The organism is Paenibacillus shirakamiensis, from assembly GCF_017874255.1.
GTDB lineage: Bacteria > Bacillota > Bacilli > Paenibacillales > Paenibacillaceae > Fontibacillus > Fontibacillus shirakamiensis.
The window spans coordinates 202,525-219,211 of the sequence record NZ_JAGGLD010000005.1 but is presented as its reverse complement, the minus strand read 5'-3'; the positions used below and the strand labels follow the sequence as shown (position 1 = coordinate 219,211).

The 16,687-nt window shown below is 42.4% G+C and carries 10 protein-coding genes; 3 read left to right on the top strand and 7 right to left on the bottom strand.

From position 1 onward, the window contains the following. The first annotated feature begins 77 nt into the window (after window positions 1–77). Window positions 78–968 carry a LysR family transcriptional regulator gene (locus J2Z69_RS14505; protein WP_209864092.1) on the top strand — a complete coding sequence of 297 codons (891 nt, stop codon included), beginning with the start codon at window positions 78–80 and terminating at the stop codon, window positions 966–968. Window positions 969–1,178: 210 nt separating this feature from the next. Here J2Z69_RS14505 and J2Z69_RS14500 read toward each other — a convergent pair whose 3' ends face one another. Next, window positions 1,179–3,566 carry a copper amine oxidase N-terminal domain-containing protein gene (locus J2Z69_RS14500; protein ID WP_209864089.1) on the bottom strand — a complete coding sequence of 796 codons (2,388 nt, stop codon included), beginning with the start codon at window positions 3,564–3,566 and terminating at the stop codon, window positions 1,179–1,181. Between the two features lie 101 nt (window positions 3,567–3,667). Further along, the gene (locus J2Z69_RS14495) at window positions 3,668–4,933 is read right to left on the bottom strand and encodes an ArnT family glycosyltransferase (RefSeq protein WP_209864087.1); all 1,266 of its coding nucleotides are present in this window, start codon (window positions 4,931–4,933) and stop codon (window positions 3,668–3,670) included. A gap of 357 nt (window positions 4,934–5,290) precedes the next feature. On the opposite strand from J2Z69_RS14495, the gene J2Z69_RS14490 reads away from it, so the two are divergent. Then, window positions 5,291–6,751, top strand: coding sequence for a catalase (locus tag J2Z69_RS14490; protein ID WP_209864084.1), 1,461 nt, complete (start codon window positions 5,291–5,293; stop codon window positions 6,749–6,751). A 573-nt stretch (window positions 6,752–7,324) separates the two neighbouring features. On the opposite strand, the gene J2Z69_RS14485 is transcribed toward J2Z69_RS14490, so the two are convergent. Next, complete coding sequence (locus J2Z69_RS14485; RefSeq protein WP_209864080.1) at window positions 7,325–7,480, bottom strand: hypothetical protein; 156 nt, start codon at window positions 7,478–7,480, stop codon at window positions 7,325–7,327. A gap of 390 nt (window positions 7,481–7,870) precedes the next feature. Here J2Z69_RS14485 and J2Z69_RS14480 point away from each other — a divergent pair, with 390 nt between their 5' ends. Then, window positions 7,871–8,824 (top strand): carbohydrate kinase family protein, encoded by a 954-nt coding sequence (locus J2Z69_RS14480; RefSeq protein WP_209864077.1) that lies wholly within the window; start codon window positions 7,871–7,873, stop codon window positions 8,822–8,824. Between the two features lie 124 nt (window positions 8,825–8,948). On the opposite strand, the gene J2Z69_RS14475 is transcribed toward J2Z69_RS14480, so the two are convergent. The 4 genes from J2Z69_RS14475 to J2Z69_RS14460 form a co-directional block, all read right to left on the bottom strand. Then, the gene (locus J2Z69_RS14475; RefSeq protein ID WP_209864074.1) at window positions 8,949–14,399 is read right to left on the bottom strand and encodes a fibronectin type III domain-containing protein; all 5,451 of its coding nucleotides are present in this window, start codon (window positions 14,397–14,399) and stop codon (window positions 8,949–8,951) included. A gap of 235 nt (window positions 14,400–14,634) precedes the next feature. Beyond that, window positions 14,635–15,282: a nitroreductase family protein gene (locus J2Z69_RS14470; RefSeq protein ID WP_209864071.1), complete on the bottom strand. Its 648-nt coding sequence runs from the start codon at window positions 15,280–15,282 to the stop codon at window positions 14,635–14,637. A 221-nt stretch (window positions 15,283–15,503) separates the two neighbouring features. Beyond that, window positions 15,504–15,926, bottom strand: a complete 423-nt coding sequence (locus J2Z69_RS14465) for an Rrf2 family transcriptional regulator (protein WP_209864069.1) — start codon at window positions 15,924–15,926, stop codon at window positions 15,504–15,506. Between the two features lie 175 nt (window positions 15,927–16,101). After that, a complete protein-coding gene (locus tag J2Z69_RS14460) occupies window positions 16,102–16,608 on the bottom strand; it encodes a ferritin (RefSeq protein WP_209864364.1) in 507 nt (168 codons plus the stop codon). Window positions 16,609–16,687: the final 79 nt, after the last annotated feature.

The following is a 16,687-nucleotide window of genomic DNA, read 5'->3' as shown; positions in this document are numbered from 1 at the left end:
AATAAGAAAAATAACTTATTCTAAATTAATTCATAAGTAAATACTTATTATAAATCTGCAGGGTGGAGGAAATGTGGATGGATCAGACTCTACTTGTGTTTATTACCGTCGTGGACAAAGGGAATTTTACTCGGGCCGCAGAGGAATTACATATGACTCAGCCCGCGGTAAGCCAACACATTCAGGCGTTGGAGCGAACTAGCGGTGCAAGATTGCTTGAACGGACCAACAAATCTATGACTTTAACTGCATCAGGCAAAATTGTCTACGATCATGCTCGTCAAATTCAGGGCCTATACACAAGTATGCAAGGATTAATCGACGATCATATGCATCGAGCGAGCGGAATATTAACCATTGGGGCTAGCTACACTTATGGTGAATATATTCTCCCACATGATCTCGCTTTATTACGGCAGCAGTATCCGCTCATCCAGCCTACTATTCAGATTGGCAATACCAAAGACATTGCTGAAGGAGTGCTGAATCATCAATTAAACATAGGCATTGTTGAGGGGGAACTACGCCATACGAAGCTGAAGGTGGTTCCTTTTGCCGAGGATGTTATGTACGTAATGGTGTCGGCCAACCATTCCTTAGCGAAGCAACAAGAGATTGACTTGCAAGAACTAAAGGAGGACCTGTGGATTCTAAGAGAGCCGGGATCAGGGACGCGTGAGGCAACAGATAAGCTCTTTGAGACGCTGGGTTTTGTACCTAAGGAACGAGTCGAATTCGGGAGTACTCAAATTATTAAAGAATCCGTGGAGGCGGGACTGGGCATTGCTTTACTTTCGCAGTGGACGGTCCGTAAGGAACTCAGGCTAGGTACACTTTGCATGTTGCAGGTGAACAATCAGCGAATTGCTCGTCATTTCTCTTGGGTCATGCTGCATACGGAGTATAAGACCAAAGCAGTTGAGGTATTTTTAGAAATGCTAACAGAGAAGGAACTTAGTGACATCTAGAAATTAGTAATAAAGCATAAGTGAACAGGTAATTGTAAAAAGCAGAAGCAGAAGCAGAGGCAGAGGCAGAGGCAGAAGCAGAGGCAGAAGCAGAGGCAGAGGCAGAAGCAGAGGCAGAAGAAAAAACAAAAGCAAAAGTGAAAAAAGCCGCTTTGCAGCCTCTTTAGGGAGGGGCAAAGCGGCTTTTTTCAGATTAGAATGATCTATGAATTATGGCTGTTGCTTTACAGAAGGCATAGGCATGAGCAGTAAGGTAAATGGCATATTGCTTCCTGCTGAAGGACTGAGCCAGATCTCTACGTTCTCTTCATAATCCTTAGTACGATATAGAACGCTGGTCTGATTGCTAACATTGTTAGCGCCTGTATGAGAAAAGCTGACTACGTTTCCGTTAACCATCGCTGCCCCCATATAGAGACCTCCACGTGGGTTAAAGGTAATTAATGTATTCGGAGCTACACGGTTTAACTTAAGTTTGTACATGACGCCATAGTTACCGGAGTTAAGCGCTGAGGTACCAAGAATTCCATCTGTTCCTGTCTGGAATGGATCAGCTGTGTTGTCCGTTAAGTTCAAGCGTTGTTCCTTCGTACCTACAACTTCATTATATTCGAAGACGCGGGTGGAATCAGCGAATGTACCGCGGATAATGGATTCCTTAGGATCCAGATAAGGGACAGTAGTTACGGCTTGGATGGGATCATGTTTTTCTTTTACGATCAATACGGTGTACTGAACCCGAGCATCACTATACAGGTCACCCAGCAAAGAAATGCAGTCCTCTTGGCTCAATGAGGTATTACTCAGATCGTTCATGATAACTTTGCTCTCTCCAGGCGCTAAAGTAATGCGCTGCTTTTTGCTGTCGCTCTGGTAATTCTCAAAATATCTTTGTACCGAGAGTCGGCCCGTTAGTTCGGGATGCTGGTTAGGACCCGCTACGCCGTAGCTAAGAATATCGATATTGGCCAGAGTACTATCTGTATTTTTGGCTACAAGATAGACTTTAGCTTTTTCTCCTAGACGGTTACGGTGGTGAATCATGAAGCGGGTTAAGCCGACGATCGTATCTTGATACAAAATGCCCTCACTCGTAACAGATTCCGGTCCGCTATCACGGAACAAAGTATAGGGCTCAGTTGTATACGTGAATGGAATTTTATCGTAATTTAGCACGTTTCCACCATTGATCTGGAAATTTTGGCCGACAGGAGTGAATAGTTTGTAGAACTGATCTTCGGTATAGAGCGTCTCATTCGTAATTGTGATGGTCTTGTCGATCTTAGATGTAGCACCATGTTTATCCGTGACGGTCAGGCTAATCGTTACAGGACCCGCTGTGAAAAAGGCAGGGCGGTTGTTCAGCCACTGACGATCAACAATCGCATTTTCTTCATCTGTACTTTGGTCTGTAATGGTTACGGGCTCTCCGATTTTGTATTCTGACTTATTCGTTGCAAACTGAGCTACAGGTGGAAGATTGGGATTACTGACCTGAATCGTCTGTGTATATGGATCACTCCATTGACCGCTGGAATCTTGGACGCTATACGTGACGGAGTACGAACCTGCAGATGGGAAAATATCTTGATCCGGGCGACCCTCCCATTTCTCATTGACAATCTGGAGCCCATTCGGAGAAAAGGATTTGGTCTGGAAATTGACGCGTGTTTCTCCTGCAGTAATATCCCCGCTTTGTACTGTGAAAGAGGCTGATGGCTTCGTAGAGAGCTGCAAAATGACTCTTTTGCCACTAACCGTATATGGAATTCCCAGTGCTTGAGTAATGGCTGTCAAAGGAACCAAGAAGACGTTTTTGTCTTCATAAGCTGCTCCGCGCATCGTCTTGGATACCCCGTTGACGCGATAGATGGAACTTCCACGTTTGAAACGAAGCTCGTTACCGCCATATGTGATAAGGGTTTCTTTAGTACGTGAATCGTAAGCGATCTTGTATCCTACTCGGTCGACAAGGGAGCGAATTCCGACATAAGATACACCTTTTTTAACCGTCATTGCGTGAGTAGCGGTGTAGATACTGCCGTTCTGCTCCATACGTGCGCTATCCATGAAAAGAATAAGCTGCCCATTGACAGCAGCTGCTGCAGGCGCTACGGGATTAGAAGCATCCGTAGTGTTCGTTGTAGTTGGAGTGACTAACTTAGGATTCCCAGCTGCTTTGGTATCATCTGTAGGGGTCTCTGTAGTTCCAGGTGTTACTGGAGTTGCAGGAGTACTAGCCGGCTTTGTTGGCTTGGTTTGTGTAACCCCAGGAACAGCCTCAGTTGAAGGAGCTGTAGGGCTAGGATTACTAGTGGTATCTTTCGCTCCAGATCCTGAACTTGGAGTAGATGAATTCGTAGACGTTGAACTACTTCCAGTAGCTGGGGAAGTCTCTGTCTTAGAAGGTGTAGTTGACGGTGTTGTGCTGATTGAACTTGATGTATTAGATAAGGGGGTAGGGGCTGAAGACTGAGTATCCATGCCCATTTGGGACGTTGGAGAAGTCTGAACTGAAGCTTCTGCGCTTGCAGGCACCGCGGCTGCGACTTGAGAGATAATGAGAGCGGTAACCAGCGTAGCTTTTTTCAAATTCATAGTTGAGGTTAAACTCCTTTGACCTTTGATTTTTGGCAATAGGAAAGGAACACACGATGTAGGATCATGTGTCCGAATCCTGTTGATCGAGAGTGCACCCGTTAGGTAATTTGATTCGGGTTCGGATCAGGAATAGATTTGCCGGTGAAACGTGCATAAGCCCAGCGAATAATAGCTAAGAAAACTAGGATGTCCACGATGATAATGACGGGCATAACCGTGTAGTTATACCTGTACTCCGGAACGAAAAGCAGACGAAGGAGCGACATGACAATAACTACGGCCACTAGTAAAAATTCGGTTCTGCGGTAACGGATCAGAGAGGCGATCATCGCCAACAAGAAGAAATAAATCAGTGATACGTGAAGGACATTCCGCATGGCATAAGGGAATACGGAATAATACGGTTTGTGGCCAGCTCCAAAATACATTTTGCTGTAGGTATAGTCGAGTTTGCCAATGGTATACCACTTGAGGAAATACATCGGTTGTTCAGTGAATCCCTTCTTGAGTCGGGCCTTGGCAACGGCCATCTGATCACCGTTGTACTGTTTTGTGTCCACCAGTCCATCATCATAATTATGATAAGGGAAGGTTCCGGCTTTGAATGGATTGACCTGAGTTGAAGCTACATTGAATTGATGTAATGTAATCACATTTCTAATGAGCCAAGGAGATAAAATGACTCCTGCGCCGATCAAGGAGATTACGAGCAGCTTCAAAGCTTCTTTCCATTTGCGAGTCCACAACCAGTAGACAGCATGACTGACAAAAATAAGCGGTAAAAATTCTGGACGTGTAAGAACCGTTAAGCCGAGCAAGACTCCGCTAAGCGCAGCCCAGAGCCAAGTTTTCTTTTCGAAGGCTACAATCTGTAAATATAAGTAAGAGAATAAGAAGAACGTACATAGCACTTCGGTAAGAATAGCCCCATTACTCCAAATAAATGAAGGATACACAGCGCCGACAAGGGCTGTAAGTAGACCAGCAGCCGTTCCTCCCAGCTTCCGAGCTAGTCGATACATGAAATAAAGCGTAATTAGACTTAGAATAACTTGACTATATCGGATGTAGGGAGCTGGATCGTGATGCTTATAGTCAATCAGGACATAGATCGCAGCCATAAACATGGGATAGCCCGGGGTAACCTGTGCATTCGATTCCGTACTCTTATATCCGTAGACACCCTGTTCAAGGACTTGCTTGACCATTTTGTCATAGTACTGCGTATCATGAGAGACTTGGTGAGTTACGGAACGCAAGAAATCAACCCTCAAATAAGCAGCTAGTAAAAAAATAACTAGAAGCAGAATGATTACAACAGGTTTGTTACCTCGAAAAGACTTGGACCAAAATGAAGATTCCATCAGGTTGAATACGCTCCTTTTCTCTTATCTAGTTTAAACGCTATGAACCTATGAAAAGTTGCTAAATTTTCCAAAGGAAGTGAACAAGCGAGGTCAATGCTTGACTATTTGCTATAGATTTTGTGCATTTGGTTACTAAAATCTATCTCAATCTGCTAGACGTACCTCTTAAATTCTAGTATAAAGCTACCAGGTTCAATAAGCCAGCGAGTGACTATTCCTCTAAAATGAGTAGAGTTATATCCTAATTCTTCACCCATTTATCATCCAAACTTCATGCTTCAGAGGCGCATATCATGTTAGTATTTAATTAGAACTTAGATCAAGTCTAAATACTAATATTAAGGGTGATACCATATGAATAATTGGATGACTACCAATCAAGGCGCTCCCATAGCGGATAACCAGAACTCTCGTACAGCAGGACAACGGGGTCCTACTTTGCTAGAAGATTACCATTTGCTAGAGAAACTTGGTCATTTTGATCGGGAACGAATCCCAGAGCGAGTAGTACATGCAAGAGGAGCTGGGGCTCACGGAGTTTTCAAGACGGAGAAAAGTATGAGTGAATATACACGCGCCCATTTCTTACAAGCGGAGGGACAGGAGACGCCTGTGTTCGTCCGGTTCTCGACGGTTATTCATGGAACGGGATCGCCAGAGACAGCCAGAGATCCCCGGGGATTCGCAGTGAAATTCTATACGGAGGAAGGGAACTACGATCTTGTGGGTAACCACCTTCCAGTGTTTTTTATAAGGGATGCTATGAAATTTCCAGATATGGTACACGCACTTAAGCCATCTCCGGCTACCAATATTCAAGATCCAGCACGGTATTGGGATTTTATGACGTTATCGCCTGAATCTACGCATATGATGACGTGGTTATTCTCAGACCATGGTACGCCTGCGAATTATCGCCAAATGGATGGCTTCGGCGTACATGCTTTTAAATGGATCAATGTGGAGGGCACTGTAACTTACGTTAAATATACATGGAGAACCAATCAGGGTGTAGCAACACTGTCTGCGGATCAGGCGAAGGACGTTCAAGGTCAAGATTTCAACCATGCCACTAGGGATTTACATGAACATATCGATCAAGGACAATTTCCAACTTGGGGTCTGTATGTTCAGCTCATGCCTGCTCAAGATATGAACCGGTGGAGCTTCGATCCGTTAGATCCGACGAAAGAATGGCCAGAACTATCGTATCCGCTGCAAAAGGTGGGAACCATGACGTTGAACCGCAATCCTGTGAATTTCTTTGCTGAAGTGGAGCAAGCTGCATTCTCCCCAAGTGTGCTTGTGGCAGGAATTGAACCTTCGGAAGATAAACTTTTGCAAGGTCGATTATTTTCATATCCGGATACACAGCGCTATCGTCTAGGAGCTAATTATCTGCAAATTCCAGTGAATTGTCCTTATGCTCCCGTACGTAACCATCAGCGAGATGGGGCAATGAATGTAGCTCAGAACCCATCCCCAGTGAATTATGAACCAAATAGTGCTGACGATAACGTTATTGAGGCACCGACTCATTTTGCTGACAGCCGAGTACGAATTGAAGGAGAGCAGGTCACCAGAGCGAAAATTGCAAAGACTGATGACTTTACCCAAGCGGGAGCTTTATATCGCAGCTTTACAGCGGAGGAAAAGGAGCATCTGATTGCGAATGTGGTTCAAGATTTGCGTCAGGTTCCAGAACCTGTACGCTTGCGTGCAATCTGTAACTTCGTGCGTGCTGATATAGAGTATGGAATGCGCCTTGCCCGTGAACTTGAAGTAGACGTGTCTGGATTCATGCCAAGCATGTAGTAATTGACATATAATAATGGACGCATAGCTATTCATAAGGAGTCGATCTTTGTCTAACTGGCGAAGACCGACTCTTTTTTATTGTAATAAGTGTAAAAAAGAGATACATCGTTTGAATTAAAGGAATTAATTAGTATATATGTTAGAAATATAAATATTTTAGCGAATTGGGAGAGGAGAATTAGAAGTGCATTCTACACACTACACGGAAGAGAGAAGTCATATTTACGATTCCACTCATGCTGATTTTAGGAGGCATGGTTCTTGTGCATTTGTGGGTGAATACCTTAAGTTGGGGTGTATATAGATGTATGTTGGTACTGTTTGTATTGAATGTGGTGATGTGGAAGGTAGTTTTTCGACATAAGATTAGGGGATAAAGCATACATTGTTTTTTTAATGTGGAATTGTAATCATGGCTAGTATAAATAGACGGGTTAGCTATGACATAGTGGTTAATGTGAACGATGAATTAATAACTGTGAAATGTGTTAAAACCGTGCAAATCTGTGGCCTCTGTTGCTAGAGGCCCTTTTCATGAATTGTAATGGATGAGGGGGGCTTTCTAACGAATTAGCTAATGAAGCCAAGTTGTCTTGCTTGCTCTTCGGTTAGAATGTACTGTTCATTTGCCCAAGTCTCATCCTCTTTTTGAACGCCGAACATTTGAGCTACCTCGCTCCATACTCCCTTTTGCATCGCTTCTTGTTGCGTAATAATAATTTTCATCTAAAATTCCTCCTTGTTTTCTAAAGCACATGTTTTTTTATACTACTAAGTTACCCTTAAAGCGAGCTATACAAAACGATAAGGTCCGATAAATTTAGAATGCAGTGTTTCTGCAAGCGGGATTAGAGAAATGACTAAAAGAAGTTCTGGATCATTATTGCCTACGGGGCAGTACTTATGTAATGAAACATGCATTAGGTCAGCAGCAGAGCAAAGTATGATTTGAAAAAGTGAGGCAATTTATGAAATTGTGCGCTTTTCAAACAGCTATAGAGCTAGAAATTTAGATCTGAGATAATAAAAGGTCAATGTACGAAACATAAGTCAGAAGAGTATAGTACACTTAAATTCACAAAAATAGTGGTATTTGATTTAGGAGGGACTTGCAATATGCCTGACATCACAGCAATCGGAGAACTACTAGTTGACTTTACACCTTATGGTCTATCTGAACTTGGACAACCTTTATTTGAGAGAAATCCGGGAGGAGCCCCAGCTAACGTGGCAGCCGCTATTGTGAAATTAGGTCGAACTGCTGAATTTATAGGTAAAATAGGTGATGATGCTTTCGGACAAGGGTTAAAATCTGTGCTGGATGCAAGAGGAGTTGGAACAGCAGGGCTTATCCTAACCAAGGAAGCAAATACGACATTGGCTTTCGTTCACTTGGATGATCAGGGAGATCGTTCCTTCTCCTTTTATCGTCATCCTGGAGCAGATCAATTGTTACGAGAGGAAGAAATTCCTTACGCTATATTGGATGCTTCTAGTATAGTTCATTTCGGATCGGTCTCCATGTCGGATGAACCTTCTCGTGGAGCTACGCTAGCAGCAGTCCGGTATGCACGGCAGAAAGGGCTTCGAATCTCATATGATCCTAATCTTCGCTCTGCATTATGGGGAAGTCTAGATGAGGCAAAACAATGGATTCTGGAAGGAATGAAGTACGCGGATATTGTGAAGGTATCCGAAGAGGAGCTAGAATTCCTAACTGGAAGTACGGATCTAGAGAAAGGAAGTCGTCTGCTCGCTGGACCTTTCGCCACGGAACTATTGCTTGTGACTCTCGGAGACAAGGGGAGTTACTACCGAGCTGGGGAGTTAGTAGGTTTGGTTCCCGGAAATCTAGTTCAGGCTGTGGATACTACGGGTGCGGGAGATGCTTTCTTCGGTGGGTTATTATATGGCCTACTTGAGGATGGTCGAAAAGTAAATTATTGGTCCAGCAGTGAATTAGAACGTTTGCTTAGGTTCGCTAATGCGACTGGAGCTCTTGCGACAACGCGCAAGGGCGGAATTCCGGCGATGCCTACTTTAGAAGAAGTACTGGCATCTATGAAGTGATTAGCAGAGGATAGTCTGAGATTCTGTGTTGCAATATGAATTGTTAAAGTTAAAAAAGATGACTCCTGCAAATTCAGGAGTCATCTTTTTTAACTTTAATTTTTATAGAGAGATGGAATTTGCATTAAGTCAGAGTGTTTTTTGAAATCACTGAAGTCCAGTTACTGTAGTTCATACCACCCTTAGCGCGAATCCGGTATTTATGAGTTGTATTAGGTGAAAGCCCTTGTTGTGTATAACTAGTATCTGTTCCAATATCATTGACTACACCGTCTACCTCAATCTCATAGCTTGTAGCATCCGCAATAGCGCCCCAAGTTAACGTAATGGAGTCTTTAGCTGCTGTAACTGTTGCTACTGGTGTAGTTAAGAGTGTAGAGAAGTTCTGAACAGTTGTCCATTCACTTACTCCGCCATTATTTTTAGAACGTACACGGAAAGTATGTGAGGTGTTTGCAGGCAAATTATATTTCGTAAATTCTGCTGTACTTACAGCATTTATAATCCCATCTACTTCCACCTCATACCCTGTCGCTCCAGGTACAGCGGTCCATGAGAGGGTGATGTTGGTGCTAGTTGAAGTCGAGCTCACTTTAGTAGGAGTAATAGGTGCTGTATATTTCGTAATTAAGTTTGTCCAAGCACCTGTATTCGAAGAGCTAATCGCTCTAACTCTATAGGTATGAGAAGTATTAGCATTTAAGTTATTTTGCGTAAAATTAGTGCTTGCACCGTTATTTATGACGGCTCCGTCGAATTCCACCTCATAACCTGTAGCATCTTTAACATCTGCCCAAGTCAACGTAATGGCATCACTTGTGGCTGCCGAGGTAACTACAGGATTATTTAATAGTGTTAGGACATTTATGGAAGTAGTCCAGTCACTGAATCCACCGCTATTCTTAGAACGTATACGGAAAGTGTGGCTAGTGTTAGCAACTAATCCACTTTTTGTGTACGGTGTGGTAACTCCTGAAGCGATAACGCCATCGACATCCACCTCATAACTAGCTGCTCCCGCAACTGCAGGCCATGTGAGAGTCAACGAAGTATTCGTTGTTGCAGAAGTCACATTTGTTGGCATAAGTGGGGCTGTATATTTGGTGGTTAGTGTTGTCCACTGGCTGAGATTCGTAGCAGTCTTGGCTCTAACTCTATAGGTATGAGCTGTGCTAGCAGTTAAATTTTTATGGCTGTAACTCGTATCCGTGCCGTTATCTATAACGGAACCATCGATCTCCATGTCATATCCTGAAGCATCTGTAACAGACGGCCAAGTCAACGTAATGCTATCACTTGTTGATACTAGACTCATAACAGGCGTATTTAACAAAGTTTGTGCATTGACCAAATTGGTCCACTCACTGACACCACCTGTGTTCTTAGCACGGATACGGAAGGTATGACTCGTGTTTGCAATCAAATTGGTTTTTGTATAATTTACGGAAGCACTTGAACTCACGATAGAGCCATCAACTTCAACCTCATAAGCAGTTGCACCAGCGGCGGCTGTCCAGTTCAGGGTGACCGATGTATTGGTTGCCGTATACGTTAGATTTGTTGGAATTAAAGGTGCTGTATATTTCGCAAGTATGGCTGTCCAAGCACTCGCATTGAAAGCTGATTTAGCTCTAACTCTGTAGTTATGTGCCGTGCTGGCTGTAAGATTACTATGCGTATAGGTAGTATTTACACTGTTATCAATGATAGTTCCATCTACTTCCACCTCATAACTTGTCGCATCTTTAATCTCAATCCAATTCAAGAAGATAGATGTACTTGTAGCCGTTGAACTTAGTACAGGAGTATTAAGTAAAGTTTGGACGTTCATAAGATTAGTCCAGTCACTGACACCGCCTGTGTTCTTAGCACGGATACGGAAGGTATGACTCGTGTTTGCAAGCAAGTTAGTTTTGGTATAGTTGGCTGCAGAGCCTGCATTTACTACTACGCCATCAATCTCTATGTCATAAGCGGTTGCACCAGCGACAGCTGTCCAGCTAAGGTTAACTGAAATATTCGTTGCAGTATTCGATAGATTAGTTGGCACAATAGGTGCGGTGTATTTAGTAAGAATGGTTGTCCATACACTCGCATTTGAAGAGGTTCTAGCCCTAACTTTATAGGTATGAGTAGTGTTCGGTGTCAGATTACTGTGTGTATAGTTGGTATTTGTTCCGTTGTCTATTACAGTTCCATCTACCTCAATATCATAACCTGTAGCATCTTTAATATCTGCCCAATTCAGCATAATAGCATTGCTCGTAGCTGTGGAATTCACAACAGGAGTGTTTAACAATGTCTGAACATTCACTGAATTGGTCCACTCACTAACTCCACCCGTATTTTTAGAGCGTACACGGAAAGTATGTGTACTGTTATCTGGCAAATTAATTTTGGTAAAGCTTGCTGAACTCACGGCATTTATAACCCCATCAAATTCTGCCTCATATCCTGTAGCTCCATTTACAGCTGTCCAAGAGAGAGTAACGTAAGAGCTTGTTGCTACGAGGTTAACATTCGTAGGAACAACGGGTGCTGTGTATTTTGTGACTAAGGTCGTCCAAGCACTTGCATTCGAAGAACTAATCGCTCGTACCTTATAGGTATGAGAAGTATTAGCAGTTAAGTTACTTTGTATAAAACTAGTGTTTGCACCGTTATTTATGACGGCTCCGTCGAATTCTAGCTCATAACCTGTAGCATCTTTAATATCGACCCAATTCAATGTAATAGCATCACTCGTAGCTGTTGAGTTCACCACAGGAGTACTTAACGGTGTTAGAACATTTAGAGAATTGGTCCACTCACTAACTCCACCGCTATTCTTAGAACGTACACGGAAAGTATGGGTAGTGTTTGGTGGTAAATTATATTTCGTAAATTCTGCTGTACTTACAGCATTTATAATTCCATCCACTTCCACATCATAACCTGTCGCTCCAGGTACAGCGGTCCATGAGAGGGTAATGTAGGTGCTTGTTGAAATAGAGCTCACTTTAGTAGGAGTAATAGGTGCTGTATATTTCGTAATTAAGTTTGTCCAAGCACTTGCATTCGAAGAACTAATCGCTCGTACCTTATAGGTATGAGAAGTATTAGCGGTTAAGTTATTTTGTATAAAATTAGTGCTTGTACCGTTATTTATGACGGCTCCGTCGAATTCCAGCTCATAACCTGTAGCATCTTTAACATCTGCCCAAGTCAACGTCATAGCATCACTTGTGGATGCTGAAGTAACCACAGGAGTATTTAATAGTGTTAGAGCATTTATAGTAGTAGTCCATTCACTCGCACCACTGTTATTTTTAGAACGTACACGGAAAGTATGGGGTGTATTAGCTGCTAACCCCGTTTTCGTATAGGGCACTGCAACACCTGTAGCGATAATGCCATCGACTTCGACATCATAAGCTGCACCCGCAACTGCAGGCCATGTGACAGTCAACGATGTATTCGTTGCTGTAGAAGTCACATTTGTAGGCATAAGCGGGGCTGTAGATCTAGTGGTTAGCGTTGTCCACTGACTCAAATTCGTAGCAGTCTTGGCTCTAACTCTATAAGTATGAGCTGTGCTAGCAGTTAAATTTTTATGACTGTAACTCGTATCAGTGCCGTTATTCATAACGGAACCATCGATCTCCACGTCATATCCTGAAGCATCTGTAACCGCTGGCCAAGTCAACGTAATGCTATCACTTGTTGATACTAGACTCATAACAGGCGTATTTAACAAAGTTTGTACGTTTAATGCAGAGGTCCAATCACTTGCACCTCCACTATTTTTTGCACGAATACGGAAGGTATGATTTGAATTTGCTGCAAGTCCGTTCTTAGTATAGGTTAAGGAGCTAGTGGATCCGATGACACCGTCAACTTCCACATCATAACCTGTCGCTCCAGTAACCGCTGTCCAGTTTAGAGTTACGGAAGTATTTGTCATCGTGTTTGACAGATTAGTTGGCACAACTGGGGCTGTAGACTTTGTAATCACTGTTGTCCAAGCGCTGGTATTGTTATCATTTTTAGCCCTGGCTTTAAAAGTATGATTGGTATTTGCAACTAAATCCATGAACGCAAAACTTGTATACGAACCATTGTCAATCACCTGGCCGTCTGCTTCGACCTCATACCCTGACGCACCAGCAATTTCTGGCCATGTTATTGTAATTGAATTGGTTGTCGCAGAAGGCGTTAATGTTGGAGTAGCCAGTAGGGTCGGTAGGGTGGTCATTGGTGTCCATTCGGTTACGCCACCATTATTTTTAGCTCGGATTCTAAACGAATGACTTGTATTGGGAGTTAATCCGCTTTTCGTGTAGGTCAAAGCGTTAGTTGTTACAAGAGTACCATCCACTTCAATGTCGTAACCTGTAGCTCCGATGGCTGCATTCCAAGTTAAAGTTACGGCACTACTAGTAGCAACAGCTGTCAAATTCGTCGGTAATTGAGTTTTGGTTTGCTGTTTTATTTCAGGTGTCCAGTTACTTGCATTTGTATCATTTTTAGCTCGTACTTTATAGGTATGAGCCGTATTTGGCGCTAAATTTGTGTGATTATAAGAAGTATTATTTCCATTATTCATAACGGATCCATCAACTTCTATTTCATAATTGCTTGCATTTTCTATAGCATTCCACTTTAGTAGAATAGCATCATTAGTCGAGCTTACAGTTACAGAGGGGATGGTTAATAAAGTTTGGGTAGAGACAGGATCGCTCCACTCACTTGTACCCTTTGAATTGATTGCTCTTACTCGGTAGGAGTATGCGGTATTTGTATTTAATCCTGCATGTTCATATGTCGTAGTACTGGTCGAACCGATAATAGTTCCGTTGCTTTCAATCTCATATTTGGTAGCATTAAGTGAGCCAGCCCAGCTTATAGTTATCTTTTTATCAGATGGATTAGTTGAAACTGTATTAGGAGTCAAAGGGACCGCTAAGTTCATGGCATTCACTGGTTGAAAACTAGAAGAATACCTCTCGATATTTTTCCCATAGTAAAAATTTAAAGGGGAGCTAAAATCGACAACTGTTCCTGTATCTGCATTAATAATTAATCGTACAGAGCTATCAAAAGCATCTGTGTATCTTGGAGTGCCTTTTCCTGTAATATCGGTTTGATCAATTTCGTGTATAGTGTTAGGTCCTCCCTCAAAATGAGAATAAAAGTATGAATAGAGGGCTCTATCTACAATCACTTCAAAGGCATGAGGTACCTCACCTGTATAAGTAGAACTATATGAACCATATCTAATAGATTTTTTATCCAAATCAGCTACTTTTCCAACAATGCTCTGGTTTCTAGTAGTATAGGCGCCACATGTATGAGCAGGATCACCAGAACAGGCTATTTGATAATTAAAATAATAGTTTCTTTCCCACTTTAACTGATTACCAATGGCAATTCCATTAATGTAGAGATTTCCGTCAGACGTAGTATAAAGTACATAATCAGATCCTGGTGTAACAGCTAGTACATTCTCATCTGCATCAGCTGATGAAGCACTTCCGAATAATAATCCAGACATTAAAACCAATAGACCGAAGCTGACAAACCAAATTTTTCTCATAAGATCCCCCCTAATTATAAATCCATATAGACTGAAGAACATTTGGATTATACTGGAATGTAAAATACATGTAAATGCAATTTTTTACAATAATCTCCTTAGACTTTTATGCTATAGCACTCGGAGTTCTATTTAATTAGGGGGGGCTGGGTTGAAAATAATTATTAACAGCTAAAAAGCGTATGCCTCTAGGGAGAGCATACGCTTTTTTTTGTGAGTTTCCTTGTTGTCGTTGTTAGTTCACGCTATTCCAAAATGTAGTCTCTTCAACGGACAAGCGAGCCGTAGCACGGGCAGGACCAGCGGCTTTACCAACAGCAATCAGAACAGCTGGGACCAATGTGTCTGGCAGAGTGAAGAATTCAGAGAATTTCTCTGCGTTAAATCCGCCCATAGGTACCGTGTCATAACCTTTTGCCTTAGCTATCAACATCAATTGCATAGACACCAGACCCGCATCCAATAAATTAATATTGTGTAATTTATCCTTTGGAAGACTTCCGTACATATTAACTATACGTTCTACCATAGTAGTCTTGATTTCTTCGGTTAGATGTCCCGAAGCTACACCTTTCCCATAGATCGCCTCTGCTTTGTCGTAAGATTTAAGGTCACTGAGTACCGCGATGATAGCTGAAGCGTCCTTGACTTGTTGCTGATTGTTAGCAATGGGTAAGAGTTGTTCTTGAATGGCAGGATCATCAATAACAAGGAACCGCCAAGGTTGAAGATTGGAAGAGGAAGGAGCCTTGGAAGAAAGTTCAAGGATTTCTGTCAATTCCTCACGTGAAATGCGGTGATTAGGATCATAGGCTCTTACAGAACGTCTTTCTTCAAGCAGGGTAAATAAATCACTAGTTTCGAATTGAACTGGGTTACTCATAAATATCAACCTCCAAATATGATGTATACTGTGACAAGTATATGCACAGTTTAAAGCGTCACTCTCCCTAGAAGCTAAGCTGCTGGAAGAATAAATGGGTTCATTCATATACATACTGTGTCAGATAATACACAGTTAATGCCAATATAGATTAAGGAAAGCAATCAAGTGGTTGGTAAATCTAATACAGAAGCATGTATGAAGAAAAGATCCGTTGGCTTCTACATCAAGTCAGCAATCGTATATTTTCGAAGCACAATGAGTACATGCTCATTCACTTCGCCAATAATATTGAAAAATGAAGCGTGCATCTCACGACCAAAAGCATGATCCCCTGTAGTCTCTAACATAGGACTGCAAAATGATTCCCCTGCTTGAAGTGCAAGATAGACTTCTTCCAGCGTAATCTCTTCAGGAGCTCGCTTCAGTCGATATCCACCCACACGGCCTTCCCTAGTCTCCAAAATACCTTGGCATGCGAGTCTCGACAGAATTCGACGTAGCATCGTTGCCTCAGACTTCACTCGCGCTGCAATTTCGCCACTAGGACAGCTTTCCGGACACTTAGAGAGTACCACTAGCGACTGTATAGCCAGCCCAAACCACTTAAAATTCGGGGAACCTAGAACCTTATCTTCGCTCATGATGTACCCCTCCTCTCTGATGACATGCTCAGTATACAATTTAACTGTTACAAATTCAAGCACAGTTTATTGGCAGATAAAATCCCTCCGAAAGTTACCTTTCGAGAGGGATGTATTAATGGCTTATTGTAATCATCATACTTATTGTGATTAACTAGGTGTCGCTTACTGTATCTTAATTAGAAGGTGCGGTGAACGAGCGATTGGAGAACTCTTTATCCAATTCGAAGAAGGCTGTGCTATTCACATCAATGCGTTTGAGCTTTTGGATAATTCCATCGAAGAGTGCTTCTTCTTCCACTTGCTCTTCAACGAACCAGTTCAGAAATTGAAGTGTAGCATGTTCCCTTTGATCCAGTGCAATGTCCGATAGACGATAAATTCGCTGTGTATTTAGCTTTTCATGCTGATAAGCGTGTTCAAAGGCATCGAGAATGGAGGAGTAGTCGTTCTTAGGCTCTTCCAAAGCGCTCAAAGTAACACGTCTGCCCCGGTCATTGAGGAACTTATATAGTTTGGATGCATGATAACGTTCTTCATCGGATTGAACTAAGAAGAAGTTCGCAAATCCATCCCAACTAATGGAGGAGCAGTATCCCGCAATGGCTAAATAAACATGTGCAGAATGGAGTTCAAAATTAAATTGCTCGTTCAATGCTTCATATAGAGACTCTTGTACCATGGGTTTCACAATCCTTCCGATTTGAAGAGATATAGGGCAAATTCTTCCTTTATCCTATCACAATCCTGAGGCGATAAGT